Below are 26,746 nucleotides of genomic sequence, written 5' to 3' on the forward strand. Positions count from 1 at the left end.
GGGGCAGGGGAGGCCGGCGGGGTGTCGCGTGTCCGGTGTGGGTAGAATGGTGGTACTCCAAGGATCGCGCTCCCCGGAAAGACGTCGCAGTACGGGAGCGCGCCGCGCACGGTGGCCGTGCGAGGTGATGGAGGGGCGGCAGTCGTTCCCGCATGCCCTTCCGGAGGTTGGAATCCCATGAACGTAGGTCTCGGCCTGCCCACCTGCGACCCGTTGTCGCTGCTTTCCTGGGCCAGGCGCGCCGACGCCGGCCCCTTCACCACCCTCGGCCTGCTCGACCGTCTCGTCTACGCGAACCCCGAGCCCCTGATCACGCTGGCGGCCATCGCGGGCGCCACCTCGCGGATCCGCGTGCAGACCGAGGTGCTGCTCGGCCCCCTTCGTCAGTCGGCGCTGCTCGCCAAGCAGGTCGCGACCCTGGACCGGCTGTCCGAGGGCCGGTTCACCCTCGGTGTCGGGATCGGCACGCGCCAGGACGACTATCTCGCCGCCGGGGTCGACGTCCGGGGGCGCGGCCACCGGCTCGACAGGCAGCTGGAGACGCTGCGGCGCGTCTGGTCCGGTGAGCCCTACAGCGAGGAGGTCGGCCCGATCGGCCCGGCCCCCCTCCGCGAGGGCGGTCCGGAGGTCCTGATCGGGGCCTTCGCCCCCGCGGCCCTGGAACGCGTCGCCCGATGGGGGGACGGGTACCTGTGCGCCGCGCCCGCCGGTATGGCCGGCGGGTTCATGCGTGAGGTCGAGAGGTCCTGGACCGAGGCGGGACGGTACGGACGGCCTCGCATGGTCGCGCAGGTCAACGTCGCCCTCGGCCCCGAGGGCACCGTCCAGGACGCCGAGGAGGAGATCACCTCCTACTACGGCTTCCTGGGTGACACCACCCGGGTCGTCGAGAACATGCTCACCACGCCGGAGCGGATCCGTGACGCGATCACCGCGTTCGCGGACCTCGGCGCCGACGAGGTGGTGCTCTACTGCTGGGCCCGTGACGCCGACCAGGTCGACCGCCTGGCCGACGTGGCGACCTGACGGCCGCGCGGAGGTCCTCCGGGACCTCCTCACGCCACGCTCCCCGCCCGGCGGTGGAAAGACCGGGCCCGGGGCCCCGCGACCGGATGAGGCCCGTGGCGCGCCGGGGTGGCGCGCCACGAGCCGCGGTTCACCGGGTGAGGGTGACGGTGTCGACGTCGAACAGGAAGCCGCCGCCCCCGGTGAAGGTGAGGAACAGCGGTCCCGAGGCCGATCCGGTCAGCGGGGTGGAGACGTTCTGGAAGGTCTCCCACCCTCCGGTGTTCGGTACGGCGACCGAACCGAGGACGGTCCCGGTGGCCGACCCCGAGCGGACCTGGATGGTGCCGCCGGATCCGGCGGAGGAGATGCGGGCGCCGAAGGCGGTGGCGCCCGCCGTGCTGATCGACGAGTAGCCGACCCAGTCGCCGTTCTCGATGAACCCGGCCGTCCTGCCGCCGCTGGCCGGGCCGTGGTCGGCGATCTGCACGCCCGAGTTCGAGGTGTAGGACTCCGCCTCGGCCGTGGTCTGGATCGGGCCGGTGCCGCCCAGCTCCTTGATCCGGACGTTGCGGAAGGAGACGTCGTCGCCCGTGCCGTGGTTCTGGATGCCGACGTGCCCCTCGCGGATGCTGCGGGCCGGGTCGGTGTTGGTGAAGTCGTTGATCTTGGTGCCGTTGAGGAAGACCTGGAGCCGCTCGCCCTGGACGAGGAGCTCGTAGGTGTTCCACGCGCCCGGCGGGTTCAGGGACGCGTCGCGGGCCGCGATGTCGGCGGACTTGATCGCGTAGATGGACCCGGTGGTGCGGTCGACGGCGTCGGTGGCGTCGATCTGGACTTCGTACCCCTTGGAGGTGTTCGTGGGGTCGGAGGCCGACATGCCCACGAAGACGCCCGAGTTGTCGTCTCCGGCGACCCTCCAGTCCAGCTTCAGCGAGTAGGAGAAGTACTTCTTCGCCGAGTACCACAGCACGCCCATGCCTCCGGTGGAGGTGAGGGTGGCGTCGGCGTTGGTGAAGCCGCCCGGGCCGCTCTGCGTCCAGCCGGTGGTCGAGCCGTTGTACAGGCTCGTGTAGCCGGTCTCCGGGCGGCAGTCGGCCTTGGCCATCCCGGCCGCGTACCGGATGCCGCCGAGCAGCAGCGACCGGAGGCCCGGCTCGCCGTAGGAGCTCGCGGTGTGACCGAGCCCGGTGTAGAACGAGCGGCCGGACGCCATCGGACGGCACCAGGTGATCGGGTGGTCGCCCATGTCGCCGCCGCTGTAGCTGCCCTCGTCGAGGTTCTGCAGCACTCGCGCGCTGTTGCGCGGGTTGGTGCGGTAGTTGTACCACTCGTCGCTTCTCGACCAGGTCGCCCCCAGGTGGGCGGTGGCCGCGTGCGCGCGGTCCTCGGTCCTGACCGTCGCCTGCTGGGGCGCGGGATGCCCCTTGAACCAGGCGCCCACCAGGTTGCCGTAGTACGGCCAGTCGTACTCGGTGTCGGCGGCGGCGTGGATGCCGACGTAGCCGCCGCCCCCGTTGACGTAGGACTCGAAGGCGGTCTGCTGGGTGCCGTTGAGCACGTCACCGGTGGTGCTGAGGAACACCACCGCCTTGAAACGAGTCAGGTTGGCCGTGGTGAAGGCCGCGGCGTCCTCGGTGGCGGTGACGGTGAAGTTGTTGGACGCGCCCAGGTCGCGGATCGCCTGGAGGCCCGCGGGGATCGAGTCGTGCCGGAAACCGGCCGTCTTGGAGAAGACCAGCACCTGGTAGGCGGGGTCGGCGGCCTCGGCGGCCGTGGGAACGAACATGGTCGCGCCGGCCATCGCGGCCACGACGGTCGCCAGGCCACCTCGGGCGAGCTTTCGCCTGACCGTCCTCGCGCCCGCGAGGCTCGGTGCGGCGGGGGATCGCCGCGCCGGAGCCGCCGCGGGGTCGCCCGCGACCGGGGGCGTCGTGGAGCGGAGCCGGCTCCAGAGCCGGGAACGTTGTGCCATGAGAGTCCCTTCCTGACCTTGGGGGGTAAGTCAGGCAAGGCGCGCGCCGCCGCGCTGGTTGCCGTGGTGCTCGGTGCTTTATTTGTCTCCAATAGCAATTAATTGGCTTTGTAACACCTGTATATCGTGCCACGCACCTGGATGGAAGGTAACGAATTAGCAACCGGTGCCCGTCGTCGCCGCCCCTGACCGTGCGCGCCGGGGTGCCGGGCGAGCTCGCCCGGCACCCCGGCAACGTCCGGCGCGCGGGACCCGTGGTCCGGACGGCTCCGCCGGGGGCCGTCCGGGAACGCGCGGTCTAGACGGCGCGGGCGACGGCGATCGTCGACCCGCTCCGCTGTCCCGCCTCGTAGAACATGTACTCCACGCCGCCGTCGGTGCCGAAGGAGGGCGCGGCGCTGCGGCGGTTGTCGGGGGCCCCGGTCAGGGGCCGGTGGAAGACGCCGAGGTGGACCTCACGGTCGAAGGCGTTGCCCACCTCGGTGAGGAACATGTTCCCGCTGTTGCCGTGGTAGACGACGTACGCCGTGCCGTTGCGCTTGAGCAGGGACGGCCCGGACAGGTCGCTCTGGCTGTCGGGTCCGGGCGAGACCAGCGGGGTCGGGTCGAACTGCCAGTCCTTGCCGTTGGAGGACCAGCCCCAGAAGATCTTGCGGGAGCCGCCGGTGACGCCCATGAAGACCATGACGTACTTGTTGCCCAGCCCCGGGACCGCGTGCTCGAAGACCCGGGCGTAGGAGGTCTCCGTCGATCCGGGGATCGCCGCGGTGGTCAGCACCGTGCCGTGGTAGGTGAAGTTCACGCCGTTGGTCGACCAGGCCATCCGGGTGGTGTTGTTCTCGCCGTGGAAGTACATGTAGAACTGCCGGTTGGCGGCGTTCCAGATGATGTGCGGCGACGAGACGTGGCTGACCGAGTAGTGCGGTGACCAGACGTTGGAGATGATCGGGTTGTTCGGATACTCGGTGAACGGGCCGCCGAGCGAGTTGCCGTAGGCCAGGCAGATGCCGCCCGGCCTGTCGTGCGGGGCGTAGTAGAGGTAGTAGCGCCCCAGCGGGCTCGCGATCTTGTCGTACATGCCCCGGATGCAGGGGAAGATCAGCTCGTTGGTCGGGTTGTAGCGCAGGCTCGCCTTGTCGAACGGCGTGCCGATGTACTGGTAGGTGGGGAATCCGGCGGGTCCCAGCGCGGCTGCCGTACCGGCCGGCGCGATCGCCGCCGTGGCCGCCCCGGGGAGGGCGAGCCCGAGACCGCCGGCCACGCCGGCGCCGACCGCCGCGCGCAGGAGTCCGCGGCGGTCCAGGAGGGGTTCAGACATTGACTGTCCCTTCGCGACAACTTTCACCGTGAGTGATGGTGAGGACATCTCTCTGATCGCAAAGGTTCGGTCAGGCGTGTTTGCTCGTCAAGGTGCTAATACGGATTATCACCGGAGAAATTTCCATTCCATGATCCTGTCTCCTGGCTCTTGACAGGATCCGGTGGCTGATTGCAGGATGACGTCCCAACCCCGCTAATGCGCATTATCACCAGATGGGACGCTACGGATCGTGACCTCCCCCGGCCGCCGACTCACCCAGCAGGACATCGCCCGCATCGCGGGGGTGAGCCAGACGACGGTGTCGCTCGTCCTCAACAACCGGACCGACGCCGAGGTGCGCATCGCCCCGGAGACGCGCGAGCGGGTGCTGAGGGTGATCAGGGAGACCGGATACGTCGCCGATCCGATCGCCAGGCGGCTCGCCGATCGGCGCAACCGCATCATGGGTGTCTTCACCTACGAGGCGGTCTTCCCGACCGCGAGCGCCGACTTCTACCACCCCTTCCTGCTCGGCATCGAGGAGTGCGCCGAGGAGATGGGCTGCGACCTGCTGCTGTTCACCAGCGCCAAGGCCGCGGGGGAGCGGCGCCGGATCTTCAACGAGGACAGCCGGGTGCGGCTGGCCGACGGCTGCGTGCTCCTCGGGCGCGCGGTCGACCGCGATGACCTGGCCCGGCTGCTGGCGGAGGGCATCCCCTTCGTCTCCATCGGCCGCCGTGACGACGCGGGCGCTCCGGTGCCGTACGTGGGCGCCGACTACTCGCCCGCGGTGCGCGCCCTGGTCGACAGGGCGGCCGATCTCGGCCACCGGAGGCTGGCCTACGTCGGCACCGGGGCGGGTGCCGAGTCGCCGGCCGACCGCATGCGCGGCTTCCGCGAGGCGGTGGCCGCCGTCGGGGCCGAGGGGGTGCACGTGCCGGTCACCGGCAGGACCCCCGAGGAAACACTGGGGGAGCTGTCGGCCGCCGGGGTGACCGCGGCCTTCGTCGAGGAGCCCGCCGACGCCGTGGCGATCATGCACGCGGCGGACGAGCGGGGCCTCGCGATCCCCGGCGACCTGTCGATCCTCGCGCTGGGCGCTCCGACCAGGCCCGTCCGCGTCGACGTCGACCTCACCGGGTTCCGCATCCCCCGGCGCGAGATGGGCCGCAGGGCCGTCGAGCTGCTGGCGGAAGTGCTGGAGAGCGGAGGGGGAACGCCGCAGGAACTGCTGGCCTGCGAGCTGGTCGAGGGATCCACGCTCGCACCGGTCCGGAGCTGATCGAACAGTGAGAGCGCCACGAGCGCCGAAAGCACCAAGAGCACCAAGAGTGCTGAGACCGGCAAGAGCGCCGAGAACGGCGAGAACGCGGTGAGAACGACGATGATGGGAGAGACCCCCGACGTGGTTGAGATATCGGCGGATGCGGTGGTCGTCGGCGGAGGGCTGGGTGGCGTCGCCGCCGCCCTGGCGCTGTTGCGGGCCGGCCGCACCGTGATCCTGACCGAGGAGTACGACTGGCTCGGCGGGCAGCTGACCAGCCAGGCCGTGCCGCCGGACGAGCACTCCTGGGTGGAGCGGTTCGGCGTCACGGCCTCCTACCGGGCGCTGCGCGACGGCATCCGCCGCTACTACCGCGACCACTATCCGCTGACCGCGCGGTCGCGGGGCTGGCGGGAGCTGAACCCGGGCGCCGGGCACGTGAGCCGCCTGTGTCACGAGCCGCGCGTCGCGGTCGCGGTGATCGAGGCCATGCTCGCGCCCTACCGGGGTTCGGGGCGGCTGCGCGTGCTGCAGCCGTACCGACCGGTCGGCGCGGAGGTCGACGGCGACCGGGTGCGGTCCGTGCGCCTGGAGCACCGGGACGGGGGCGGGGAGGTCACGGCCGTCGCGCCGTACGTGCTGGACGCCACCGAGACGGGTGAGCTGCTGCCGCTGACCGGCACCGAGTACGTGACGGGGTTCGAGTCGCAGGGCGACACCGGCGAGCCGAGCGCGCCCGCCGAGGCCCAGCCGATGAACATGCAGGCCGTCTCGGTGTGCTTCGCGATCGACCACGTCGACGGCGACCACACCATCGACAGGCCCGCCGCCTACGAGTTCTGGAGGAGCTACCAGCCCGACTTCTGGGGCGACCGGCTGCTGTCCTGGCGCTGCCCGCACCCCAGGACCCTGGAGATCGTGGAACGTTCCTTCACCCCCAACCCGGACGACGACCCGCTGCTGGTGGAGGCCGACCAGCGGCTCAACCCCGGCGACGCGAACCTGTGGACGTTCCGCAGGATCGCCGCGCGGCGCAACTTCGCCGACGGTGCCTACGACAGCGACATCACGCTGGTCAACTGGCCGATGATCGACTACCTGGAGGGGCCGGTCATCGACGTGCCGGACGCCGCCGCGCACGTGGCGGCCGCCCGGGAGCTGTCCCGCTCGGTGCTGTACTGGATGCAGACCGAGGCGCCGCGCGCCGACGGCGGGACCGGTTTCCCCGGCCTGCGCCTGCGCGGCGACGTCACCGGCGGCGGCGAGGGCGGGCTGGCCCAGGCACCCTACATCCGTGAGTCGCGCCGCGTCCGCGCCCTGTACACCGTGGCCGAGCAGGACCTGTCGCTCGCGGTGCGCGGCGACAAGGGCGCGGTGAACTACGCCGACTCCGTCGGGGTGGGGATGTACCGCATCGACCTGCACCCCTCTACCGGGGGAGACAACTACATCGACGTGGCGAGCTCGCCGTTCGAGATCCCCCTCGGCGCGCTCGTCCCGCAGCGGATGACCAACCTGCTGCCCGCGTCCAAGAACATCGGCACCACCCACATCACCAACGGGGCCTACCGCCTGCACCCGGTGGAGTGGAACGTCGGCGAGGCCGCGGGCGCCCTCGCGGCCTTCTGCCTGGACAACGCCACCACCCCGCACGCCGTACGCGAGGACGAGGGCCTGCTCGCCGACTTCCAGCGGCGGCTCACCCGCGACGGCGTCGAGCTGCGCTGGCCGCAGGTGACCGGTTACTGACCGGACGAGCGGCACCGGCCGGGCGACCGGTCACCCACCACGACCGCCGGGGGATTCCCAGCAAGGAGATCGGATCATGAAACCATTCGGAAAGCCCGCGGCCGTCGCGCTGGCGGCGCTGCTCACCCTGACGGCGTGCGGCGGGGGCGGCGACGCCACCCCCGCCGCACAGGGCCCGCAGCCGCTGCGCATGACGATCTGGACCTCCAACGAGGCCCACCTGAAGCTGTTCAACGAGATCGCCGCCGAGTACAAGAAGACCCACCCCGACGTCGGCGAGATCAAGTTCGACCCCATCCCGTTCGAGAGCTACACCACGACCCTGACCACCCAGATCGCCGGGGGCAACGCCCCCGACCTGGCCTGGATCCTGGAGAGCTCGGCGCCCGACTTCGTCTCCTCCGGCGCGCTGGCGCCGCTCGACGACACGCTGCGCAAGGCCGGAGGATACGAGTTCGACGACCTCACCCCGTCGGCCGTCAAGCTCTGGCAGGCCGAGGGCAAGCTGTACGCCTACCCGTTCTCCACCTCGCCGTTCGGCGTGTTCGTCAACACCGACCTGCTCAAGAAGGCGGGCCAGAAGACCCCCGCAGAGATGATCAAGGAGGGCGCGTGGACCTGGGAGAAGGTCGCCGCCCAGAACGCCGCGGTCGCCTCCGAGACCGGCAAGGCGGGCATGGTCGTCCGTGACTTCGACTACAAGGGCTGGGACAACCTCGCCTCGGTGTGGGGCGGCTGGGGCGCTCGGGCGTGGAGCGAGGACGGTAAGACCTGCGGGTTCGACAGTCCCGAGATGGTCGAGGCCATGACGTTCCTGCACAAGTCGATCTTCACGGACAAGGCCTTCCCCGGCCCCGGCACCACGGCCGACTTCTTCGCGGGCGACTCGGCGATGACCATCACCCAGATCTCCCGCGCCTCGCTCCTGCAGGACGCGAAGTTCGGCTGGGACCTCGTCCCGCTGCCCGCCGGGCCCAAGGGCGAGTACTCGGTGATCGGCCAGGCCGGCCTGGGCGTCTTCAAGAAGTCCGCCAACGCGGCGGCGGCCACCGACTTCCTGGCCTTCTTCACCAACCCCGCCAACTCGGCGAAGCTCGCCGCCTACTTCCCGCCGCCCCGGGCCTCCCAGCTCACCGCGGACACCATGGCCAAGAGCAACCCGCTGCTCAAGCCCGGCCAGCTGCAGGAGGTCGTGATCAGCGGCATCGAGAAGGGCGTGGTCAAGCCCAACCACACCGGCCAGGCGGAGCTGTCGCAGACCGTACGGGCCGCGCTCGACCCGCTCTGGCAGCCCGGCGCCGACGTCAAGGCCGTGCTGGGCGGCGTGTGCGCCAAGATCCAGCCGATGCTGGGCGCGTGACATGGCCGCGTCGCACCCGCGATCCGCGGTGACCGGCCGGGCGAGTGCCCGGCCGGCCGCCGGCGGGCAGACCGCGGTGAGCGGTGATCGGGCGCTGGAGGGCGCGGGGAGCGCGAAGAGCGCGGGGGACGACGGCCGGGCCCGCCAGGTCCCCCGGGTTCGCCGGGCTTCCGGGAGCGGCGGGGGCCGGGCGTTCTGGACCGTGCGCCGCCGCGACAACCTGGTCGGATACCTGCTGATCACCCCGCAGCTCCTCGGCAGCGTGCTGTTCGTGCTCCTGCCGCTCGGCCTCGTCCTGTGGTACAGCCTCCACGAGTGGAACGTGCTGGCGGGGACCTTCGAGTTCGTCGGCGGGGAGAACTACGACAGGCTGCTCGCCGACACCAACCTGCGCGAGGTCCTGGCGGGAACCGCCCTGTTCTCCGTCGGCCTGGTCGTGCTCAACCTCGGCCTGGCCCTCGTCCTGGCGATCCTGCTCAACCAGCGGCTGCGCGGGACCACCTTCTTCCGTACGGTGTTCTTCTCGCCCGTGGTGGTCTCGCTGGTCGCCTGGACGATCGTGTGGCAGTTTCTCCTGCAGGACGACGGCGGCCTCAACGGCCTGCTCGCCGCCGCCGGAGCCGACGGCCCGAACTGGCTGCGCGGCGAGGGCACGGCGATGCTCTCGGTGGTCGTCGTCCAGGTCCTCAAGAACGTCGGCCTCAACATGGTGCTGTTCCTGGCCGCCCTCCAGGGGGTGCCGGCCCAGCTCTACGAGGCCGCCGAGCTGGACGGCGCCGGGGCGTGGACCCGCTTCGTGCGGATCACCGTCCCCCTGATCAGCCCGACCATCCTGCTCACCTCGATCATCACCGTGGTGGGGTCGCTGCAGGTGTTCGCGCAGATCGCGGTGCTCACCCAGGGCGGCCCCGGAATGTCGACGACCGTCCTCGTCTACTACCTGTACCAGCAGGCCTTCCAGTTCCATCACTTCGGGTACGGCGCGACGCTGTCGGTCCTGCTGTTCGCGATCGTGGCGCTGCTCACCATCGTGCAGTGGCGGATGCGCAGGAGATGGGTTTTCAATGAAACGTGAGATACCGGTGCGGCTGAAGACGCTCCTGTACGGCCTGCTGTGCGTGCTGTGCGTGCCGTTCGTCTTCCCCACCTGGTGGATGGTCACCTCCTCGCTCAAACCGGTCAGCGAGATCTTCGCCTTCCCGCCGAGGCTGCTGCCCGTCGACTGGGACTTCTCGGCCTACGGCCAGGTCTTCGAGCTGCAGCCCTTCGCGGGCCAGTATTTCAACAGCCTCTACATCGCCCTGATCGTCACGGCCGGGACGATGGCGGTGGCCGCCATGGCCGGGTACGCCTTCGCGCGCATCCGCTTTCCCGGCCAGAACGTCCTCTTCGTCGTCGTGCTGCTCGGACTGCTCATCCCGAGCGAGGTCACGATCGTCCCGCTGTTCCAGATGTTCCACGGGCTCGGGCTGACCGACACCCACTGGCCGCTGATCCTGGTGCCGATCCTCGGCGCGCCCGGCGTGCTGGCCACCTTCATCATGAGGCAGTTCTTCGTCAGCCTGCCCGGCGAGCTGGAGGAGGCCGCCCGGGTGGACGGGCTCGGCCGGTTCGGCACCTTCTACCGGGTCGCGCTGCCGCTGGCCCGCCCCGCGCTCGGCGCCGTCGCGATCTTCACGTTCCTGCACAGCTGGAACCTCTATCTGGAACCCATCGTGTACCTCTCCTCGCCGGAGAAGTTCACCCTCCCGCAGGCGCTGACCCAGTTCGTCGACGCCTACGGCGGGCCGATGTGGAACGTCCAGCTCGCCGCCGCCTCGATGACCGCCCTGCCGGTGCTGGTGGTGTTCGTGCTCGCGCAGCGGCAGTTCATCGAGGGCCTGGCCCACACCGGCCTGAAGGGCTGACCCTCCCGGGCTCCGGCGGCGGTCACCCTCCGATCGTGTCGAGCTCCTCGAGGGCGTCGGCGGGCAGCTTGATACCGGCTCCCGCGACGTTCTCCCGGAGATGGGCCACCGACGACGTCCCGGGAATGAGCAGGATGGTGGGCGATCGGTGCAGGAGCCAGGCGAGGGCGACCTGGAAGGGAGTCGCGCCGAGCCCGGAGGCGACGCGGTCCAGGACGCCGGACTGCAGGGGGGTGAACCCGCCGAGGGGGAAGAAGGGCGTGTAGGCGATGCCCTCGCGGGCGCAGCGGTCGACGAGCTCGTCGTCGGCCCGGTGGGCCAGGTTGTAGAAGTTCTGCACCGACACGACCGGGGCGATCGACTGCGCCTCGGTGAGCTGCTCCGCTGATACGCCGCTGACGCCGAGATGCCGGATGAGGCCCTGCTGCCGCAGCTCCGCGAGCACGGTGAACGGTTCGGCGAGCGAACCGGGGATGGGGTCCGTCATCCCCCCGACCCGGAGGTTGACGACGTCGAGCGCGTCGAGCCCGAGACGTTCGAGGTTCTCGTGGACGGCGGTGATCAGCTCCTCGCGGGACAGGGCCGGCGGCCAGGACCGGTCGGGGGCGCGCCGGGCCCCGACCTTCGTGACGATGCGCAGGTCGTCCGGATAGGGGTGCAGGGCCTCGCGGATGATCTCGTTGACGACGTACGGGCCGTAGTAGTCGCTGGTGTCGATGTGGGTGATTCCCAGCTCGACCGCCTCCCTCAGCACCGCGATCGCCTCCTCGCGGTCTCGCGGGGGTCCCCACACGCCGGGGCCCGCGAGCTGCATGGCCCCGTAACCCACCCGGCTGAGCGTGAGGTCTTCGGCGAGTTTCAGGCTTCCGCCGGGTAGTGACATCGGCATTGTCGGTCCTCTCATCGGTTTTCCAAGATCTTCGTGACGCGGGAGCGGCCGTGTGCCGCGGCCCCGGAGCCGGGTGTCACCCGCTCACCACGGCCGTTCCTCGCCGCGGGTCCTCTCGCGGCACGGCCGTGCGGGTCGGCGTCGTACGCCGACGAGCGGGGATCTCCGGCCACCTCGAAGTGTCCGCCGGCCGCCCGCGGCCAGGAAGTGCCCTGGCCATCCTGGGAGTGACAGGACCAGGCTGGAGGATGTCCGCCTTGCTAGCGTCGCAACATGGACAGGGCGGGAAACCTCATCGGCGAGTACCTCCGCGTGCGCCGGGAGCTGGTCCGGCCGGAAGACGTGGATCTTCCCGGTGGCGGCCGGCGCAGGGTGCCCGGACTCCGGCGCGAGGAGGTCGCGATACTGGCCGGTATCAGCGCCGACTACTACCTCCGCCTTGAGCAGGGACGCGACCGGCATCCGTCCGCGGAGGTCGTCGACGCCCTCGCGCGGGCGTTGCGGCTCGACGGCGACGCGACCTCGTACCTGCACCGGCTGGCCGTCACCGCGCCGCGCGGACGCGCCTCCCCGAGGGCGGAACGCGTCCCGGTGAGCGTTCTCCAGCTCATCGGCGGGTGGACGATGAACCCCGCGTACGTCCAGAACAGGCTGACGGACGTTCTCGCCGCCAACCCGCTGGCGACCGCGCTGTCCCCGCACTACGCGCCGGGCGTGAACCTGCTCCGGGCCGTTTTCCTCGACCCCTCCGAGAGGGAGCTGCGCCGTGACTGGGAGGAGGTGACCGAGGAGGGGGTCGCCGCCCTGCGGGCGCTGGTCGGGCCCGATGTCGACGACCCGCGGCTGGCGGAGCTCGTGGGCGAGCTGTCCGTCCGGAGCGACAGGTTCCGGCGCCTGTGGGCCCGGTACGACGTCCTGCGCAAAAAGGGCAGGCTCAGCCGGTGGAACCATCCCCAGGTCGGAGAGCTCGACCTGCACTCGAACAAGCTTTCGGTCGCCGGGGCCGACGGCCTCGTCCTGGTGGTGTTCCACGCCGAGCCGGGAAGCCGTCACGCCGAGTCGCTCGGGATCCTGGGCAGCCTCGTCGCGTCCGAACGCCCCCCGGCCCGGGGGGCCGTTCCCGATCGGGAGGGCGCCGACGAGCGGTAGGGCGGCCGGTGCGCGCGTCCACCGCCCGGCCCGCGCCGGCATCGAAAGGGCGTCGGCGGCCGGTGCGGCGCCTTTCCCTGCCCCGGCCCGCGCCGGCGGCCGGTGCGCGTTTTTACCCGGCCCGCTCTGGGCGCGGGACCGGTCAGATCCGGGGGTCGACGTGGATCTTGGGTCCGGGGCCGGAGCCCGCGGGGCGGGAGCCGGAGAGGATCTCGCCCACCTCGTCGAGCCCGACGACGGCCGCCACGAGCGGCCGGGGGTCCACCGCGCCCGAGGCGTAGTGCTCGATCGCCCCCGCCAGGCCGGGGGAGGCGCTCAGGATGCCGACGGCCGTGACGTCCTTGAGCACCAGCGTGCGGGTGTCGACCGCGCTCGGGGTGGGCGCCAGGCCGATGTAGACCACCCGCTTGCCCGGCTCCACCAGGTCGACGGCCAGGGAGGGCAGACCGGGGGCGTTGGAGGCGTCGATGACGGCGTCGAACGGGAGCTCGGGAAGCCGGTCCGAGGTCCACGCGCCGTGCACCCCGAGGGTGCGGGCGAACTCCAGCGACGTCTCCGACAGGCCCATGATGTGGACCTCCGCCCCGTGCGCCAGGGCGAACCGGGCGGCGAGCAGGCCGATCGTCCCCGGCCCCAGCACCAGCAGCCGGTCGCCGGGAGCCAGGGCCGCGGCCTCGACGGCCCGCAGCGCGTTGCCGCCCGGCTCGACCATGGCCCCGGCCACCGCGTCGACCGTGTCCGGCAGGGCGTGCAGCGCCGTGACCGGCACGGGAAGCCGCTCGGCCAGGGCGCCCGGCCACCCGCCCCGGATGCCGATCTCGAAGCGGTCCTCGCACACGTGCTGCAATCCGCCCAGGCAGCGGCGGCACCTGCCGCAGCCGAGCATGGTGTCGCCGGTGACGCGGGTGCCGATCCAGCCGCCGTCGACGCCCTCGCCGACGGAGGAGACCGTCCCGCACCACTCGTGGCCGAGCCGCATGGGATAGCGGGCGTTGTCCTCCTCGATGTAGGCCATCTCACCGCTGAAGAACTCCATGTCGGTGCCGCACACCCCGGCCCGCTCCACGTCGACCACGACCTGCCCGGGGCCGGGAACCGGGGGCTCGACATCCAGCACGGCGAAGCGGCGAGGCCCGGTCACGACGAACGCTTTCACGGGTGGAACCTTCCAGACGGCGCCGCCGGGCGGGGCCGGAGGTACAAGAATCGGGTTCCGTAGACTACCGTTCGGCAAATGGGGCTGAGAACGTGACCGCGGACCGGCGTAGCTCGCAGTGGTACGGGGGAACCGACCGTAACGCCTACATCCACCGGGCCTGGATGCGGCGCGGGCTGCCCTCGCACGCCTTCGACGGCCGGCCGCACATCGCGATCGCCAACACGGCGTCCGACCTCACCCCGTGTAACTCCCACCTCGACGAGGTGGCGGAGAGCGTCAAGCGGGGTGTCTGGGAGGCCGGCGGCGTCCCGATGAACCTGCCGGTCGTCTCACTGGGTGAGACGCTGGTCAGGCCCACCGCGATGCTGTGGCGCAACATGGCCGCGATGGCGACCGAGGAGATGCTGCGGGCCAACCCGATCGACGGCGTGGTGCTGCTGGGCGGCTGTGACAAGACCATCCCGTCCCTGCTGATGGCCGCGGCCTCGGTCGACCTGCCCGCCGTGGTGCTCCCCGGGGGGCCCATGCTCACCGGCACCTTCCGCGGCGTGCAGCTGGGCTGCGGCACGGACGTGTGGAGGCTCAGCGAGGAGGTCCGCGCGGGCACCCTGAGCGAGCAGGCGTTCCTGCGCTCGGAGTCGTCGATGATCCGCAGCAGGGGCCACTGCAACACCATGGGCACCGCCTCCACCATGGCCTGCGTCGCCGAGGCGCTCGGCACCACCCTCCCCGGCCTGGCGGGCACGCCCGCCCCCGACAGCCGCCTGCTGGAGGGCGCCCACGAGACCGGGCGGCTCGCCGTCGAGCTCGTCGAGCGGGATCTGCGCCCCAGCACCCTGCTGACCAGGGGATCCTTCCTCAACGCCATTGTGGCGCTGGCCGCCGTCGGCGGGTCCACCAACGCGGTGGTGCACCTGCTGGCCATCGCGGGCCGGCTCGGCGTCGAGCTCTCCCTCGACGACTTCGACCGCACCGGCTCCGGGGTGCCGCTCCTGGTCGACCTGCAACCGGCGGGCCGCCACCTGATGGAGGACCTCCACCGCGCGGGCGGGCTGCTGGCCGTGCTGCGCGAGGTGCGAGACCTGCTGGACCCGGACGCGCTGACGGTGACGGGCAGGCCGCTGGCCGACCACCTGGACGACGCGCGGATCTGGGACGACACCGTCATCCGCCCGCGCGACCAGCCCTTGCAGAAGGCCGCGGGCATCGCCGTCCTGTACGGCGACTTGGCGCCCTCCGGGGCCGTCATCAAGCCCGCGGCGGCCTCGCCCGAGCTGATGCGCCACCGGGGCCGGGCCCTGGTCTTCGACAGCGTCGAGGACATGCACGCGCGGATCGACGACCCCGATCTCGACGTGGACGCCTCCTCGGTGCTCGTGCTGCGCGGATGCGGTCCCAAGGGCTACCCGGGGATGCCCGAGGTGGCCAACGTGCCCATGCCGGCCAAGCTCCTGGAGCGAGGGGTACGCGACATGGTGCGGATCTGCGACGGCCGGATGAGCGGCACGGCGTACGGCACGGTGGTCCTGCACGTGGCGCCCGAGGCCGCGGCGGGCGGCCCGCTCGGCCTGGTGCAGACCGGTGACCCGATCATCCTGGACGTCGAGGCCAGGCGCCTGGACATCGACATCCCGCCGGAGGACCTGGCCAGGCGCCACCCCTCGGACGCCATGCGGGCGGCCTTCGCCGCGCCGTCACGGGGCTGGGAATGCCTCTACGTCGACCACGTGATGCAGGCCAACCGGGGTGCCGACCTCGACTTCCTCGTCGGCTCCAGCGGTGACGCGGTCGCCCGCGAGTCCCACTGACGTCGCCGACGCCGCGTGGCGGGCCGGGCGCGCCCGGCGAGCGGAGGCCGGCCCGGCCTCCGTACCGTTCCAGAACCCGCCGATCCCGGTCAGCTGCCGGTAGCGGGAGTAGGCGATCTCGTACGGCTCCCGCTGCCCGCCGGGCGGGAACGCCCGGGGCCGAAACGAGCGGCGGACCACCTCGCGCAGCTCCGTGAGGGAGCCGACGCGGCCGTCGGCCATCGCCTGGACCAGCAGGTTGCCCACGGCGGTCGCCTCCACGGGGCCCGCGAGCACCGGCCGCCCGGCGAAGTCGGCGACGAGCCGGCAGAGGGCTTCGCTGGAGGCCCCGCTCCCCACGAGGTGTACGGCCTCCACCCGCCGGTCGCTGAGGAACTCGGCCTGCTCCAGGGCCCACCGGTAGGAGCAGGCGAGGCTCTCCAGGACGCAGCGCACCGTCTGCGCGCGGCTCGCGGGCGGCGCCTGGCCGGTCGACCGGCAGTAGGCCGCGATCCTGGCCGGCATGTCGCCGGGTTCGAGGAACCACGGATGGCCGGGGTCGATCAGGGGGCCGAACCCGGGCGCGGAGGCGGCCTCGGCGACCAGGTCCGCGTACGAGGTGCGCACCCCCCAGGCCCTGCGGCACTCCTGGAGCAGCAGCAGGCCGTTGAGGGCGCGGGTGAAGCGCACGGTCCCCATGACGCCGCCCTCGTTGGTGAAGCCCGCCAGCCTGGCCTCCCGGCTCGTGACCGGCGCGTCGAGCTCCAGCCCCGCCAGCGAGCGGGGGCCGAAGGAGATGTAGCCGACCGAGCCGGACGAGACGGGAAGCGCCGCCGCCGCGGAGGCGTCGCCGTGGCCGGCCACGGCGACGACCACGGTCGAGCCGGGCCCCTTCCCGTTCCTCCCGTTTCTCCCGTTCCCGCCGTCCACGCCGTTCCCGTCGCGCAGCGGCCCGGCGACCGTGCCGGGTTCGGTGAGCCGGTCGGCGAACAGGTGGCGGGGCAGGCCCAGGCGGGTGACGAGACTGCTCGCCCAGCGGCCGGTCCTGGCGTCCAGCAGCTGGCTGGTGCTCGAGATCGTCCGCTCGGCGAGCAGCTCGCCGCTCAGCCAGAGCGTGAACAGGTCCGGGATCATCGCCAGGTGGTCGGCCGCCTCCAGGAGCGGGGATCCGGCGTGCGCCAGCAGCTGGCAGGCCGTGGTGCCGGGGCCCGGATGGACACCGGTCAGCTCGTAGTGGTCCTGCCAGGAGACGAGCCCCGCCAGGCCGGAGGTGTAGGGGTCGAGGTGGTGGCGGGGATTGGCCAGCAGCCGCCCGTCGCGGTCGAGGAGCGCGAAGTCACCGCCCCAGGCGTTCACGCCCACGCTGGTGAGGCGGCCGCGGGCGGCGGCCAGCGCGATGCCCCCGCGGGTCTGGGTGAGAAGTCCGAGCACGTCCCAGTACAGGCCGTCGAGGACGCGGACGGGCCGGTTGGCGAAGCGGTGCACTTCCCGCACCGAGAGCCGCTCACCATCGAATTCGCCGGTCAATACCCGGCCGCTCTCAGGTCCGAGGTCCACGGCCACGTAGACGGGCACGGTCCAAGGGTAACCGGAAAGCCTTTCCCGATATGGGAGATATATCAGAAATAGTGGGTGAAACGGCTCACAGGTTCGCCTTTCTCTCCCGGCCCAGCCGCGCGGGCCTTTTTGTGATAGTCGCCCCCGGCACGGCCCTTTCGCGGTGGCTTCCCCGGGCGGTCGGGAGGGTTCTCCCGGCCTCGGCCGCGACGTTTTCCGGCTCGGCCGCGAAGGTCTCCTCTGCCCGGCCGGGAGGGTTCAGCCGCGCGGGGCGTACATGATCAGAGCGACCCCCGCCAGGCACACGCCCGCGCCGATCAGGTCCCAGCGGTCGGGACGGAAGCCGTCGGCCAGCATCCCCCACAGCAGGGACCCGGCGATGAACACCCCGCCGTAGGCGGCCAGGACCCGGCCGAAGTTCGGGTCGGGCTGGAACGCGGCGACGAACCCGTACGCCCCCAGCGCGACGACCCCGGCGGCGATCCACAGCGGTCCCCGCTGCTCGCGGACCCCCTGCCAGACCAGCCAGGCGCCGCCGATCTCGGCGACGGCGGCCAGCGCGAACAGCAGGAGGGAACGGGCGATCGTCATGCCCGGAAAAATAGCGGCTGCCGGAACCGGGGCGCGTCCCGCCCCGCGTGCCGTCCCGTCCCCGGCGAGATCCGTCGCCTCCACGCGGGGCGGCCTCTCGGGGGAGCGATCGTTCCGAGAAGGTGGTGGATACCGGACCGGGGAGGTCCCCACCCCCCGGTTCCGGTGACGCCGGGGGCGGGTGGCACCGCCACCCGCCCCCCCTGCCTGGCCTACTCCCGTCCGGCCAGGTGACCTCCGCTACAGCTCGCAGTTGACCTCGGTCTCCCCGTTGCAGGTGTCGGTGTCGGGTCCGCCGTCGGTGGTGTCGTTGCCACCGTTGCCGGTCAGGACGTCGTTACCGCTGCCGCCGACGAGGATGTCGCGGCCGGACCCGCCGGAGAGGCGGTCGACACCGGCCGAGCCGAAGATCTCGGCGAACAGGGAGGTGTTGTTGCGCACGGTGTCCTCGCCGGGCCTGACGTTGACCGTGATGGTCGTGACCCCGGCGCAGGAGACCGCGTTGGGCCCCTGCTGGACGCATCCCGCACCCGCCGTCACCGAGTGCAGGCTGGAGCTCACGTTGATCCTGCCGTTGAGCGGGTTGATGTCGACGCTGTCGTTCCCGGTCGTGCCCACGACGGACATGTTCCCGAACGACCCCACCGTGACGGTGGCCCCGGCCGCGTGGGCGGGGGTGGCGAGGACGGCCGTGGTGGCCAGCCCGGCCACGGTCAGGGCCAGAGTGGCGATGTTGCGACGCTTACGCGACATGATGGTGATCCCTATCTGAGGTGTGAATCGCTGACGAGTTCATGTAAGCGGCCATTCGGCGAACCGTCTGCGTCGTTGTACTTACACGCGTTTCCCGCGTGGAGTCGTGGCGCCCGGATGAGCTTCCGATACAGCTAAAAAAGCCAACAATTCCCGCAATTCCCCCGCTTGATTGACAAAGGCTCTCCAGGCCGTGGCGACCGGAAGTGCGATCCGCTATCCCACCGGGAACAGGGCCGCCGTGTCGGCCGCGTACATCCGCCACAGGACGGCGGCCAGCAGGACGATCAGACCGGCGGAGAGCAGGGCCGTGATACCGAAGATCACGCGGCGGGCGAGGAGATAGCTGACCGGGAGCAGGCCGGCGGAGCGGGACGACGGCGTCCAGGGCCTGCGCGGGTCACCGGCGGTCAGGTCGCCGGCGCCCGGCTCGCCCGCCTCGGCGTCGCCCGCCACGGTTCCAAAGGTCCCGGAGGTCCCGGCGGGGGTGCGGCCGCCGAGGGGCAGCCCCACCAGCCAGCCGACCAGCTCGGCGATCTCCTCGCTCCTGGGCGGCAGCCCCGAGGCGAGGTAGCGCACCCCGGCCGAGCGCCGCGTCACCTCCCGGACGAGGTTGCCCATCCCCATCCGGGTCAGCCAGCCCGGCAGGTCGTCCTCGGCGCCGTGCCCGGCCGCGATCCCCCGCAGCAGGTCGGCCTTGGTGAGCACGATCGCGACCCGCCGCTGCCTGCCCCCGTCGGAGCGGGCGGCCAGCTCGGTGACCACCCGGCTGAAGGTGTCGGCCGGGTCCTCCCCGGACAGCACCACCCCCCTGGCGGCCAGTTCCTCGCGCTCGGCGGCCAGCAGGTGGTCCTGCACCTCGGGCAGCGCGAACGGGTCGATGATCAGCAGCAGGGCCTCGCCGTGGGCGAGGTAGCCCATGGCCTCCACCGTGGCGGCGCCCGTGTAGTGCTCGCCGGAGGGGTCGAACAGGTAGAGGATCCGGTCGCCCTCCCGCCGCCGGGGCGCCGGGACGCCGACGTCCAGCATCACGGCCCGGGGCAGGTCGGTGCCGGTCTTGTCGACCCTGCCCGCCCGCAGCTGCTCGCGGAGGCGGCGGAACGACATCTCGTCGCCCTTGTCGGCGAACAGCGCGTGACCTCCCGCCGCGGTCACCGAGCCGTGCAGGGCGTTGACGGCCAAAGCCATGAAGGTGGTCTTGCCCGCGTCCGGGCCGCCGACGAACGGCAGCGGCTCGACCCTGACCCGGCCGATCCTGGCGGGCAGCGCGCGGTCGCACTCCGGGCAGTGGGCCCGCAGCCGGAACCGGCCCAGCGGGATCGCCGTCGGCAGCCGGGTCCCGCACCGGCACACGTGCCGGATCGCGCCGTTCAGGTCGGGGGTGAGCCTGCGGTGCCGCGCGCCGCAGGTGGGGCAGGAGTAGTGCGGCAGGGTGATCCGCTCGTAGCAGCCCGGGTAGGGGCAGGTCTGCAGGATCCGCCGTACGAGCGCGAGCACCTGTTCGAGCCCGCGCAGCACGGCCACGCACGCCAGCCAGGCCAGCATGCCCGCCAGCACGGTCACACCGTGGACGGCGGCGAGCAGGACGCCGACGACGGCCAGCGGCACGGCCGCCAGCACCACGCCCCCGCAGATCGCCAGCCAGATCGGGAACAGGAAGAAACCCTGGACGTCGCCCATCAGCTTGCGCGTGGTCGCGGCGACGACGGCGCCCGCGGTGTCGCCGATGGCGGGCAGCGCGGCGTCGATGACGGCCCACCAGTCCCGCCAGACCTGCCGCACCAGGTAGTGGGGGTAGACCGGGTCGCCGTCCCGGCCGCCGGACGGGGGGCTGACCGGCGAGAGGCCGGCCGCAGGGGCGGGCAGCAGGACCCGCCCCGCGTACGTGAAGTACACGCCGATCGCGCCCAGCGTGGTGGCGGCCAGTGTCAGCGGGAACAGGATGGTCGCCGCCATCAGGCCCAGCCAGACGGCCACCGCCCACAGCGCCACCACGAAGATCCACATCAGCGCTCGCCCCGGCCGAAGAGCCGCCGTCTGGGCCCTGCCAGCTCCCGCAGCGCGGCGGCCAGCTCCGGGTCCCGTTTGAAACGGGCCTCCGCCGCCCCGAACAGCGACCGGTTGCGGACATGGGAACGCGCCCACTCGTCGAGGGCCGCGATCACCACCTCGCCGCTCCGCAGCCGGATCGCGATCTCCAGCAGGGCGAGCCGCTCGTCACGGTCGATCCTCGCGGCGAGCCACGCGGACACCAGCCACCGCCGCGTCCGCTCCGAGGTCCGCTTCACCACGGTCGTACGGAAGAGCGGGTCGCGTCCCGCCAGTGCCCCCGCGGCCGTCCTGCGTGCCAGCGGGGCCAGGTTCCTGTCGCCGTGGCGGGTCAGCTCGGTCAGCCGGTCGACGGCGCGGGCCGCCTCGGCGGGGGTGGGCGCGCCGGCCAGCCGCGACGCGAGGAGCGCGGTCTCCGCGTCGTCCACCGGGTAGCCGCCGGAGATGCCCTGCCCGACCCGCAGGGCCAGCGCCTCCACCTCGGGGCCCTTCAGCCCGGTCCGGTGGAAGGCCCGCGCGGGCAGATCGAGGAGGTGGGTGGAGACGTTCATCGCGTCGCCCAGCGCCCGCAGCAGCAGCGTGCACTCGGCGGTGTCCGGCGGGTCCCGCCAGAGGGCGGCCAGGACGGCGTCGCGCTCCCCGGCAGCGTCGTCAACCGCCTTCCCGGCCGTCTCTCCCGCCCCGCCGCCCGTCTCCCCGCCCGTGTCCCCGCCCGTGTCTCCGGCCGTTTTCCCGCTCGTGTCTCCGCCCGTCTCCCCGTCCGGCGCGGGCCACGCGAGCCGGACCAGCGCGATCGTCGCCTCGACCCGGTCGAGCCCGCCGGACCCGACGAGCCACCGGAGCACGGCGGCCCCGGTACGCGGGGCGGCGGGCCAGTCGCGGGTGGCGAGCAGCGCGCACACCTCGGGGGTGAGCAGCCTCGACCTGACCTCGGGGGAGGCGCCCTCCAGCCCGGTCACCGCGCCGGCCAGCACCGTCTCGCGCCGGTCGTGCGGGACCCGCTCCGCCGCCTCCGCCAGCCCCCCGCCGCCCGCTCTCACCAGCTCGGCGGCCGCCCGCTCGACCTCCGCCGCCTCCAGCGGCACCCCGGCGGCGTCGGCCGCCCCGACCACCCCGGCCAGCACCGCGAGGTCGCGGGCCGCGCCGAGCGCCGCCGCCGCCTCGGGGGCGAGCGCCCTCGCGTCCCGTACGGGCAGAGGCCGGGCGGGTGGCGGCAGGGAGGGGTCGCGCATGGCCAGCGTGGCACAGCGGACGGCGCAGGGCGCGACGGCCTCAGGGGGGCCCGCCGCGCACACCGCCGCCGCCAGCTCGTGACCCATCAGACCGGCCGCCCGCCCCAGGCCGGTCCAGACCCAGCCGGGCAACGCCGCCCGTCCCGCCGGAGAGGCGGCCGATGGAACGGCCGGCGCGGGGGTGGGCGGGACGGCCCAGGACCCGTCCGCCGGCGGCCGTCCCGAGGAGGCGATCAGCGCGGCGACGGCCGCCTGCTCGGCGGCCGAGACCGGGCCGTCCCCCCGGCACAGGGCCAGCAGGGTCGCCACCGTCTCCAGGTCCCGGCCACCGGGCTCGCCCAGCTCGCCGAGCGCGTCGATGCCGTCCAGGTCCATCCGGCGCCAGAAGCCGACGACCGTCCCGGCGAACCTGCCGGTCTCGGCCTCGGGCGGCGCCTCGTCCAGCTCCACCACCGTCGCGTCGATGTCGGAGGGCAGCCAGACGTCGGGGGTGGTGCCGACGATGATCTGGGGGGCCGAGGCGGGGTCGGCGCTGTAGGTGAGGAAGGACAGCCGCGCCGAGACCGTCCACGGCAGCGAGTAGGAGATCACCGCGATCCAGCGCACCACGTCCTCGACGTCGCCGGTGACGAGCACCAGCCGCCCGTGCCCCCGGGTCAGCGCCTCGTGCACGGTCCGCAGCAGGAGCGCGAGCCGCCGGTAGGCGTCCTCGCCGCCGGAGGCCAGCCAGGCGCCCAGCGACTCGGGGTCCACCGAGGTGCCCGGCGTCAGCTCGGCCAGCTCGGGCAGCTCGGTGCCGGGCGCGGCGGGCACGTCCGACCACAGGGGCGCCCGCCAGAACTCCACCGGCCGCAGGCCCACGAGGTCGTCCTCGGCCAGCACGACGGCGTGGCCGAGGAAGTTGCCGTACCGGCCCGAGTAGTCGCGGCCCAGGTAGACGCAGCGCGCCAGCACCGCCCCCCGGCCGGGCTCCCGGTCGTGCCCGTGGTCGAGCGGGGTGTAGCCGAGCGCGGCGGGCATCGCGAGGATCTGGCCCCGGCTGGGCGACAGCGGCGCCCCCGGCGGCGGCCGGTACGTCAGGTGGCGTGCCACCGCGCCCGCCAGCCCGTCGGGCAGGCCGGGACTCTGGGCGACGAACTGGAACCCGGCGTGGCCGGTGGGCCCCGACTCCGCCGACGTGTAGTGCAGCTGCCAGGCCACGCCCTACCTCACCTCCGCACGCCGTCGAGCATCTTGAACCTGTACAGCAGCCACAGCAGCGGATCCTCCACCCGGTACGGCCGGATGCCCCCTGCCCCGACGGCGTCCGCCTCCGGCACGGCGCCCAGCGCCGACAGCCCGAAGAACGCGTGGTCGGTGTAGTTCTGGCGCAGGTAGCGATCGACCATCCCGGCCTGCCACTCGTCCATCAGCGCGCGGACCTGCTCGTCCACGGCCTCCCTGTCGTCCAGGTCGAGGGCGCCCAGCGGGGTCCTGGCCCGGTGCAGCGCCGACTGCCTCTCCAGCGCGGGCCGGAGCGCGTCTATCTTGCTGAGCGCGACGGCCACCGGGATCCGCAGGCGCCCGCCGTCCCGGTGGCGCAGCAACTCCGTCACGCGGCCGATGACGTTGACCGGGTCGCTGTCGGGGGCGTCCTCCAGGGAACCGCTCCTGGCGAGCGCCGTGCCGCTCAGCGCCGCCCTGGCCCCCGGCAGCTCCAGCGGGTCCACCAGGAAGATCACCGCGTCGGCCGCCGCCAGGTAGCGCAGGTGCCGCTCGGTGACGTCCCTGCTGCGCAGGTCCTCGCCCGCGGTGTCGAACAGCACCAGGGTCAGCGACTCCGTACGGCTGCGGATCCGTCCCCTGACCGTACGGGTCAGCAGGTAGACCAGCGGGTCGCGCCGCAGGTCGGTCACGGCGGGCTGGGTGGTGCTCAGCAGCCGCCGCTCCCCGTACAGCGGGCGGGCGAAGTCCCGCCGGTAGCGCTCGATGGTGCGGTCGTCGCAGGGGATCAGCGAGGCGTCCAGCTCGGCGCCCACCCGGTTCATCAGCTCGTGCAGCAGCACCGCGATGTAGGTGCTCTTGCCCGACCCCTTCGCGCCGACGAGGGCGACGATCTTCCCGGGGTTGGCGCAGTACTCGGCGGGCAGCCTGCTGTGGCACTCGGGGCAGGCACGCCACCCCGTCTCCCGCCCGCAGTCGGGACACGGGGCCCGCCGCCCGGGGCGCCGGACCGAGAACACCGGCGGCAGCGACGGCGCGGCGCCTCCCCAGTGACGGCCGAGGACCTCGTCGGCCCGGGGGTCGCAGCCCGTGCCGTGCCCCGCCCTCCCCACGCAGCGGAAGGCGACGCGCTCGCGCGCCACCCGGGCGAAGCAGTACGGACACGTGATCAATTTCTGCCTCGGTTTCATCCTGGGGACTTCATCCGGGGAACTTCATCCGGCGGACCGGAGGGTCGACCAGCTCCACGTCGCCCTCCGCGAAACACCTCAGCCAGTACGGTCCGGCCTGTCTGGGCAGCGGGATCGTGAAGCGGGCGGGCGGCGTCACCTCCGTCCACTCGGCGAGCACCCGGCCCTGCTCCGCCGAGCGCGGCTGGTTGGGGCCGGGCCTGAGCACCAGGGTCAGCCGGGCCACCCGCACCGGCCGTGGAGAGCTCACCTCGACCACCAGGGAACGCCTCCACGGCGGGCCCCGGGTGAGCAGGTCGTAGCCGACGGGCACGACGGCCTCCAGGGACACCGTCGCCGCCGGGCCGCACACGCGCTCGCCCCGCACCACGACGGCCGGGGCCACCTCCACCGTCACCGGCTCGCCCTCGGGCGCGTCGAGCCGGACGCCGCCCTGGGCGCGGTACGAGGCCGCGCTGACCGGCAGGGACCGCCCCGACCACCGCACCTCGACCTCCGGCACCTCGGCGGGCCAGTCGAACCCGACGAGGATCGACGTCCCGCGCCGCTGCGCGACCAGTCCCAGGGGCGGCGCGAGGGCGAGGTGCTCGCGGTGGGCGCCGACGGTCGCCACGCCGCCCGCCACCGTGACGGCCACCAGCACCCCCGAGCCGTGGACCGGGCGCACCAGCCACCCGCCCCCCACCGGGGTGCCGGACAGGGTCCTGCCCGCCCGTTCCACCTCCTCCAGCGACAGCGTGGTCCCGTACGGCCAGGGCGGCGCCGTTTCCAGCGACAGGAACTCGACCCTGCCCGACGGGGGTTCGGCGCAGCGCACCACCAGCCGCCCCGGCGCCGACGGGTCGGGCTCCACGCCGAACTCCGCGACCGGCTCGGGGCGCGCGTGCGGGGTGACGGCCACGCGCACGCCGGGAGTGGCCGTCGTCCTCTCGCCGGGGCCGGGGTAGACGGCGCCGACCACGTACACGTGATCGGTCCCGTTGGTCACCTCGTGGTCCCGGAACCCGGAGCCCTCCACCCGTACCGGCCGCCCGTCGCGCGTGACCACCACGCGCAGCGCCTCGCGGGGGGCGACCCACCGGCCGGTCACCACGCCGTCCCCGGCGACCAGCCGCACCTCACGCGGCTCGGGCCGCACCACCACCGGCGCCGCGGCCACCGGCGCGGCACGGGCCTCACCGCGGCGCGCGACCACCGCGTACGTCACCGGGACGTTCACCGGGGGAGCGCCGTCCCTCGCGCCGGTCGCGTCCGGCGGGCCGTCACCGTTGCCGGTCGGCGGTGTGCCGCTTCCCTGAAACGGGACCTCGCCCGTCTCCGGCGGCGGGGCGGCGTTCCCCGGGAGCGGGACGCCGTCGCGCAGCACCTCGTAGGAGATCTCGCCCGCCCGCGACGCCGAGGGCCGCCAGGTGACCGTCACGGCGCCGTCGCGCACCTCGGCGCGCGGTTCCCGCGCCGGGTGCGGGGCCAGCCGTGCGAGCAGGTCGGCCGCCCCCGGCAGGTCGGGCACCCTGCGCAGGGCGTCCTGCACGGCGATCCACGCCCTGTCGGGGTCGCCTGAGGCCAGTGCCAGGTCGCGCAGCCGCACGGCCTCGGCCAGCCGGGCGCGGATCTCGACGGCCAGCTCGGCGGCCTCGCCGGTCAGCCCGTCCAGCGCCTCGGCCAGGTCGGAGGCGGCCTGCACCTCCCCGGCGTCGACGAGCTCGCGCAGCCGGGCCGCGGGACCGCCCGCCGCCCCGCCCTCGTGGCGCACCGCGAAGACCAGCCGCCGGGCGTCGGCCCGGTCGAGGCCCAGCTCCTCGACGGCGTGGCGCAGCAGCGTGTCGTCGTACGGGTGCTCGCGGACCCGCTCGCGCAGCCGGGCCACGACGTCGTAGCGGATCAGCTCGGCCGGGTCGGGGGTGTTGCGCAGCGCGGTCAGCACCGTACCGGCACCGGTCGTCCACGGGCCGCGCGTCCTGCGCTCCCACTCCGCCTCCACCTGGTCGACGCGGGCGGCCAGGGAGGGCGACCCGGGGACGGAGACGGCACCCAGCACCCGCATCCCCTCGCACGACTCCCCGAAGACGAACTCGGCCAGGTGGCGCCTGCCGAGGGTGTCGAGGGCCTCGCGGGCCTTCGCGTACCCGGAGTACGGGGGCGTCTCGGGGAGGAGGTCGGGTTCGGTCACCTCGATGCCCAGCTCGGCGGCGAGCCGTTCGGCGTCGCGCGCCCCGGACCCGGCGGACCTGGCGATGGAGAGCACGATCTCGGGGGGCAGCATCCGCAGCCGCCCGGCGGCGTCGTCGAGCCTGCGCCGCAGGCCCGCCAGCCGCTCGCCCGCGCGCTCGCCCGCCCTGCGCAGCTCGGCGCGGAGCGGAGCGAGGTCGCCCTCCGCCGCGGCGGCGAAGATCGGGGCGTACCCCGCGTGGTCGGCCTCCAGGCGGTCGACCAGGCGGCGGAACCTCAGCATCTGCCGCTGCCGGCGCCAGCACTGGCGGACCTGCTTGACCGCCGCGGTCACCTCGGCGCCGCTCATCGACTCGCGCAGCTGGTAGCGCAGGCGCAGGTCCTCGGGGGGCGTGCCGCCCGCCTGCCTGGCCGGGTCGAGCACCTCCCGGACGTAGCGCTCCTCGTCGAAGGGCATC

At 73.0% G+C, this 26,746-nt stretch carries 19 protein-coding genes; 8 read left to right on the forward strand and 11 right to left on the reverse strand.

Annotated features, from left to right (window positions below; all coding sequences use genetic code 11):
- The first annotated feature begins 177 nt into the window (after window positions 1-177).
- On the forward strand, window positions 178-1,026 hold the full coding sequence (locus tag ACSDR0_RS38270; RefSeq protein ID WP_435293841.1) for an LLM class flavin-dependent oxidoreductase: 849 nt from the start codon (window positions 178-180) through the stop codon (window positions 1,024-1,026).
- Between the two features lie 130 nt (window positions 1,027-1,156).
- Here ACSDR0_RS38270 and ACSDR0_RS38275 read toward each other — a convergent pair whose 3' ends face one another.
- On the reverse strand, window positions 1,157-2,980 hold the full coding sequence (locus tag ACSDR0_RS38275) for a ThuA domain-containing protein (RefSeq protein ID WP_435293842.1): 1,824 nt from the start codon (window positions 2,978-2,980) through the stop codon (window positions 1,157-1,159).
- Window positions 2,981-3,278: 298 nt separating this feature from the next.
- Window positions 3,279-4,298, reverse strand: coding sequence for a hypothetical protein (locus ACSDR0_RS38280; protein ID WP_435293843.1), 1,020 nt, complete (start codon window positions 4,296-4,298; stop codon window positions 3,279-3,281).
- A 232-nt stretch (window positions 4,299-4,530) separates the two neighbouring features.
- On the opposite strand from ACSDR0_RS38280, the gene ACSDR0_RS38285 reads away from it, so the two are divergent.
- The 5 genes from ACSDR0_RS38285 to ACSDR0_RS38305 all read left to right on the forward strand — a co-directional run bounded on the left by ACSDR0_RS38285 (window position 4,531) and on the right by ACSDR0_RS38305 (window position 10,560).
- On the forward strand, window positions 4,531-5,562 hold the full coding sequence (locus ACSDR0_RS38285; RefSeq protein ID WP_435293844.1) for a LacI family DNA-binding transcriptional regulator: 1,032 nt from the start codon (window positions 4,531-4,533) through the stop codon (window positions 5,560-5,562).
- Between the two features lie 90 nt (window positions 5,563-5,652).
- Window positions 5,653-7,293, forward strand: coding sequence for an FAD-dependent oxidoreductase (locus ACSDR0_RS38290; RefSeq protein ID WP_435293845.1), 1,641 nt, complete (start codon window positions 5,653-5,655; stop codon window positions 7,291-7,293).
- A 76-nt stretch (window positions 7,294-7,369) separates the two neighbouring features.
- A complete protein-coding gene (locus ACSDR0_RS38295) occupies window positions 7,370-8,653 on the forward strand; it encodes an ABC transporter substrate-binding protein (protein ID WP_435293846.1) in 1,284 nt (427 codons plus the stop codon).
- A gap of 1 nt (window position 8,654) precedes the next feature.
- On the forward strand, window positions 8,655-9,728 hold the full coding sequence (locus ACSDR0_RS38300; protein WP_435293847.1) for a carbohydrate ABC transporter permease: 1,074 nt from the start codon (window positions 8,655-8,657) through the stop codon (window positions 9,726-9,728).
- On the forward strand, window positions 9,718-10,560 hold the full coding sequence (locus tag ACSDR0_RS38305; protein ID WP_435293848.1) for a carbohydrate ABC transporter permease: 843 nt from the start codon (window positions 9,718-9,720) through the stop codon (window positions 10,558-10,560). The genes ACSDR0_RS38300 and ACSDR0_RS38305 overlap by 11 nt, the downstream gene beginning before the upstream one ends.
- 22 nt (window positions 10,561-10,582) lie before the next feature.
- Here ACSDR0_RS38305 and ACSDR0_RS38310 read toward each other — a convergent pair whose 3' ends face one another.
- A complete protein-coding gene (locus ACSDR0_RS38310; RefSeq protein ID WP_435293849.1) occupies window positions 10,583-11,449 on the reverse strand; it encodes an oxidoreductase in 867 nt (288 codons plus the stop codon).
- Window positions 11,450-11,722: 273 nt separating this feature from the next.
- Between ACSDR0_RS38310 and ACSDR0_RS38315 the strand changes: the two genes are divergently transcribed.
- Window positions 11,723-12,598 carry a helix-turn-helix domain-containing protein gene (locus tag ACSDR0_RS38315; RefSeq protein ID WP_435293850.1) on the forward strand — a complete coding sequence of 292 codons (876 nt, stop codon included), beginning with the start codon at window positions 11,723-11,725 and terminating at the stop codon, window positions 12,596-12,598.
- Between the two features lie 142 nt (window positions 12,599-12,740).
- Here the strand turns inward: ACSDR0_RS38315 and ACSDR0_RS38320 are convergent, their stop codons facing one another.
- Window positions 12,741-13,754, reverse strand: coding sequence for a zinc-dependent alcohol dehydrogenase (locus ACSDR0_RS38320; RefSeq protein WP_435293851.1), 1,014 nt, complete (start codon window positions 13,752-13,754; stop codon window positions 12,741-12,743).
- Window positions 13,755-13,846: 92 nt separating this feature from the next.
- Here ACSDR0_RS38320 and ACSDR0_RS38325 point away from each other — a divergent pair, with 92 nt between their 5' ends.
- Complete coding sequence (locus ACSDR0_RS38325) at window positions 13,847-15,565, forward strand: IlvD/Edd family dehydratase (RefSeq protein WP_435293852.1); 1,719 nt, start codon at window positions 13,847-13,849, stop codon at window positions 15,563-15,565.
- On the opposite strand, the gene ACSDR0_RS38330 is transcribed toward ACSDR0_RS38325, so the two are convergent.
- The 7 genes from ACSDR0_RS38330 to ACSDR0_RS38360 all read right to left on the reverse strand — a co-directional run bounded on the left by ACSDR0_RS38330 (window position 15,452) and on the right by ACSDR0_RS38360 (window position 26,745).
- A complete protein-coding gene (locus ACSDR0_RS38330) occupies window positions 15,452-17,119 on the reverse strand; it encodes a rhamnulokinase (RefSeq protein WP_435293853.1) in 1,668 nt (555 codons plus the stop codon). The two genes, ACSDR0_RS38325 and ACSDR0_RS38330, sit on opposite strands and share 114 nt — an antisense overlap.
- A gap of 240 nt (window positions 17,120-17,359) precedes the next feature.
- Complete coding sequence (locus ACSDR0_RS38335; protein ID WP_435293854.1) at window positions 17,360-17,692, reverse strand: YnfA family protein; 333 nt, start codon at window positions 17,690-17,692, stop codon at window positions 17,360-17,362.
- A gap of 240 nt (window positions 17,693-17,932) precedes the next feature.
- Window positions 17,933-18,445 (reverse strand): hypothetical protein, encoded by a 513-nt coding sequence (locus tag ACSDR0_RS38340; protein ID WP_435293855.1) that lies wholly within the window; start codon window positions 18,443-18,445, stop codon window positions 17,933-17,935.
- A 216-nt stretch (window positions 18,446-18,661) separates the two neighbouring features.
- Window positions 18,662-20,452 carry a TRAFAC clade GTPase domain-containing protein gene (locus ACSDR0_RS38345; protein WP_435293856.1) on the reverse strand — a complete coding sequence of 597 codons (1,791 nt, stop codon included), beginning with the start codon at window positions 20,450-20,452 and terminating at the stop codon, window positions 18,662-18,664.
- Window positions 20,452-22,926 carry a hypothetical protein gene (locus ACSDR0_RS38350; protein ID WP_435293857.1) on the reverse strand — a complete coding sequence of 825 codons (2,475 nt, stop codon included), beginning with the start codon at window positions 22,924-22,926 and terminating at the stop codon, window positions 20,452-20,454. Before ACSDR0_RS38350 ends, ACSDR0_RS38345 begins: the two co-directional genes overlap by 1 nt.
- A gap of 8 nt (window positions 22,927-22,934) precedes the next feature.
- On the reverse strand, window positions 22,935-24,119 hold the full coding sequence (locus ACSDR0_RS38355; protein ID WP_435293858.1) for a TRAFAC clade GTPase domain-containing protein: 1,185 nt from the start codon (window positions 24,117-24,119) through the stop codon (window positions 22,935-22,937).
- 10 nt (window positions 24,120-24,129) lie between these two features.
- Window positions 24,130-26,745: a hypothetical protein gene (locus ACSDR0_RS38360; RefSeq protein WP_435293859.1), complete on the reverse strand. Its 2,616-nt coding sequence runs from the start codon at window positions 26,743-26,745 to the stop codon at window positions 24,130-24,132.
- Window position 26,746: the final 1 nt, after the last annotated feature.

The organism is Streptosporangium sp. G11 (assembly GCF_051192615.1).
In the GTDB taxonomy this organism is placed as follows: domain Bacteria; phylum Actinomycetota; class Actinomycetes; order Streptosporangiales; family Streptosporangiaceae; genus Streptosporangium.

What these genes read in the sequence shown, in the direction of transcription:
- ACSDR0_RS38270 (WP_435293841.1), top strand. Translation starts at nt 178, where the DNA reads ATGAACGTAGGTCTCGGCCTGCCCACCTGCGACCCGTTGTCGCTGCTT.
- ACSDR0_RS38275 (WP_435293842.1), bottom strand. Translation starts at nt 2,980, where the DNA reads ATGGCACAACGTTCCCGGCTCTGGAGCCGGCTCCGCTCCACGACGCCC.
- ACSDR0_RS38280 (WP_435293843.1), bottom strand. Translation starts at nt 4,298, where the DNA reads ATGTCTGAACCCCTCCTGGACCGCCGCGGACTCCTGCGCGCGGCGGTC.
- ACSDR0_RS38295 (WP_435293846.1), top strand. Translation starts at nt 7,370, where the DNA reads ATGAAACCATTCGGAAAGCCCGCGGCCGTCGCGCTGGCGGCGCTGCTC.
- ACSDR0_RS38300 (WP_435293847.1), top strand. Translation starts at nt 8,655, where the DNA reads ATGGCCGCGTCGCACCCGCGATCCGCGGTGACCGGCCGGGCGAGTGCC.
- ACSDR0_RS38305 (WP_435293848.1), top strand. Translation starts at nt 9,718, where the DNA reads ATGAAACGTGAGATACCGGTGCGGCTGAAGACGCTCCTGTACGGCCTG.
- ACSDR0_RS38310 (WP_435293849.1), bottom strand. Translation starts at nt 11,449, where the DNA reads ATGCCGATGTCACTACCCGGCGGAAGCCTGAAACTCGCCGAAGACCTC.
- ACSDR0_RS38315 (WP_435293850.1), top strand. Translation starts at nt 11,723, where the DNA reads ATGGACAGGGCGGGAAACCTCATCGGCGAGTACCTCCGCGTGCGCCGG.
- ACSDR0_RS38335 (WP_435293854.1), bottom strand. Translation starts at nt 17,692, where the DNA reads ATGACGATCGCCCGTTCCCTCCTGCTGTTCGCGCTGGCCGCCGTCGCC.
- ACSDR0_RS38340 (WP_435293855.1), bottom strand. Translation starts at nt 18,445, where the DNA reads ATGTCGCGTAAGCGTCGCAACATCGCCACTCTGGCCCTGACCGTGGCC.
- ACSDR0_RS38345 (WP_435293856.1), bottom strand. Translation starts at nt 20,452, where the DNA reads ATGTGGATCTTCGTGGTGGCGCTGTGGGCGGTGGCCGTCTGGCTGGGC.
- ACSDR0_RS38355 (WP_435293858.1), bottom strand. Translation starts at nt 24,119, where the DNA reads ATGAAACCGAGGCAGAAATTGATCACGTGTCCGTACTGCTTCGCCCGG.
- ACSDR0_RS38360 (WP_435293859.1), bottom strand. Translation starts at nt 26,745, where the DNA reads ATGCCCTTCGACGAGGAGCGCTACGTCCGGGAGGTGCTCGACCCGGCC.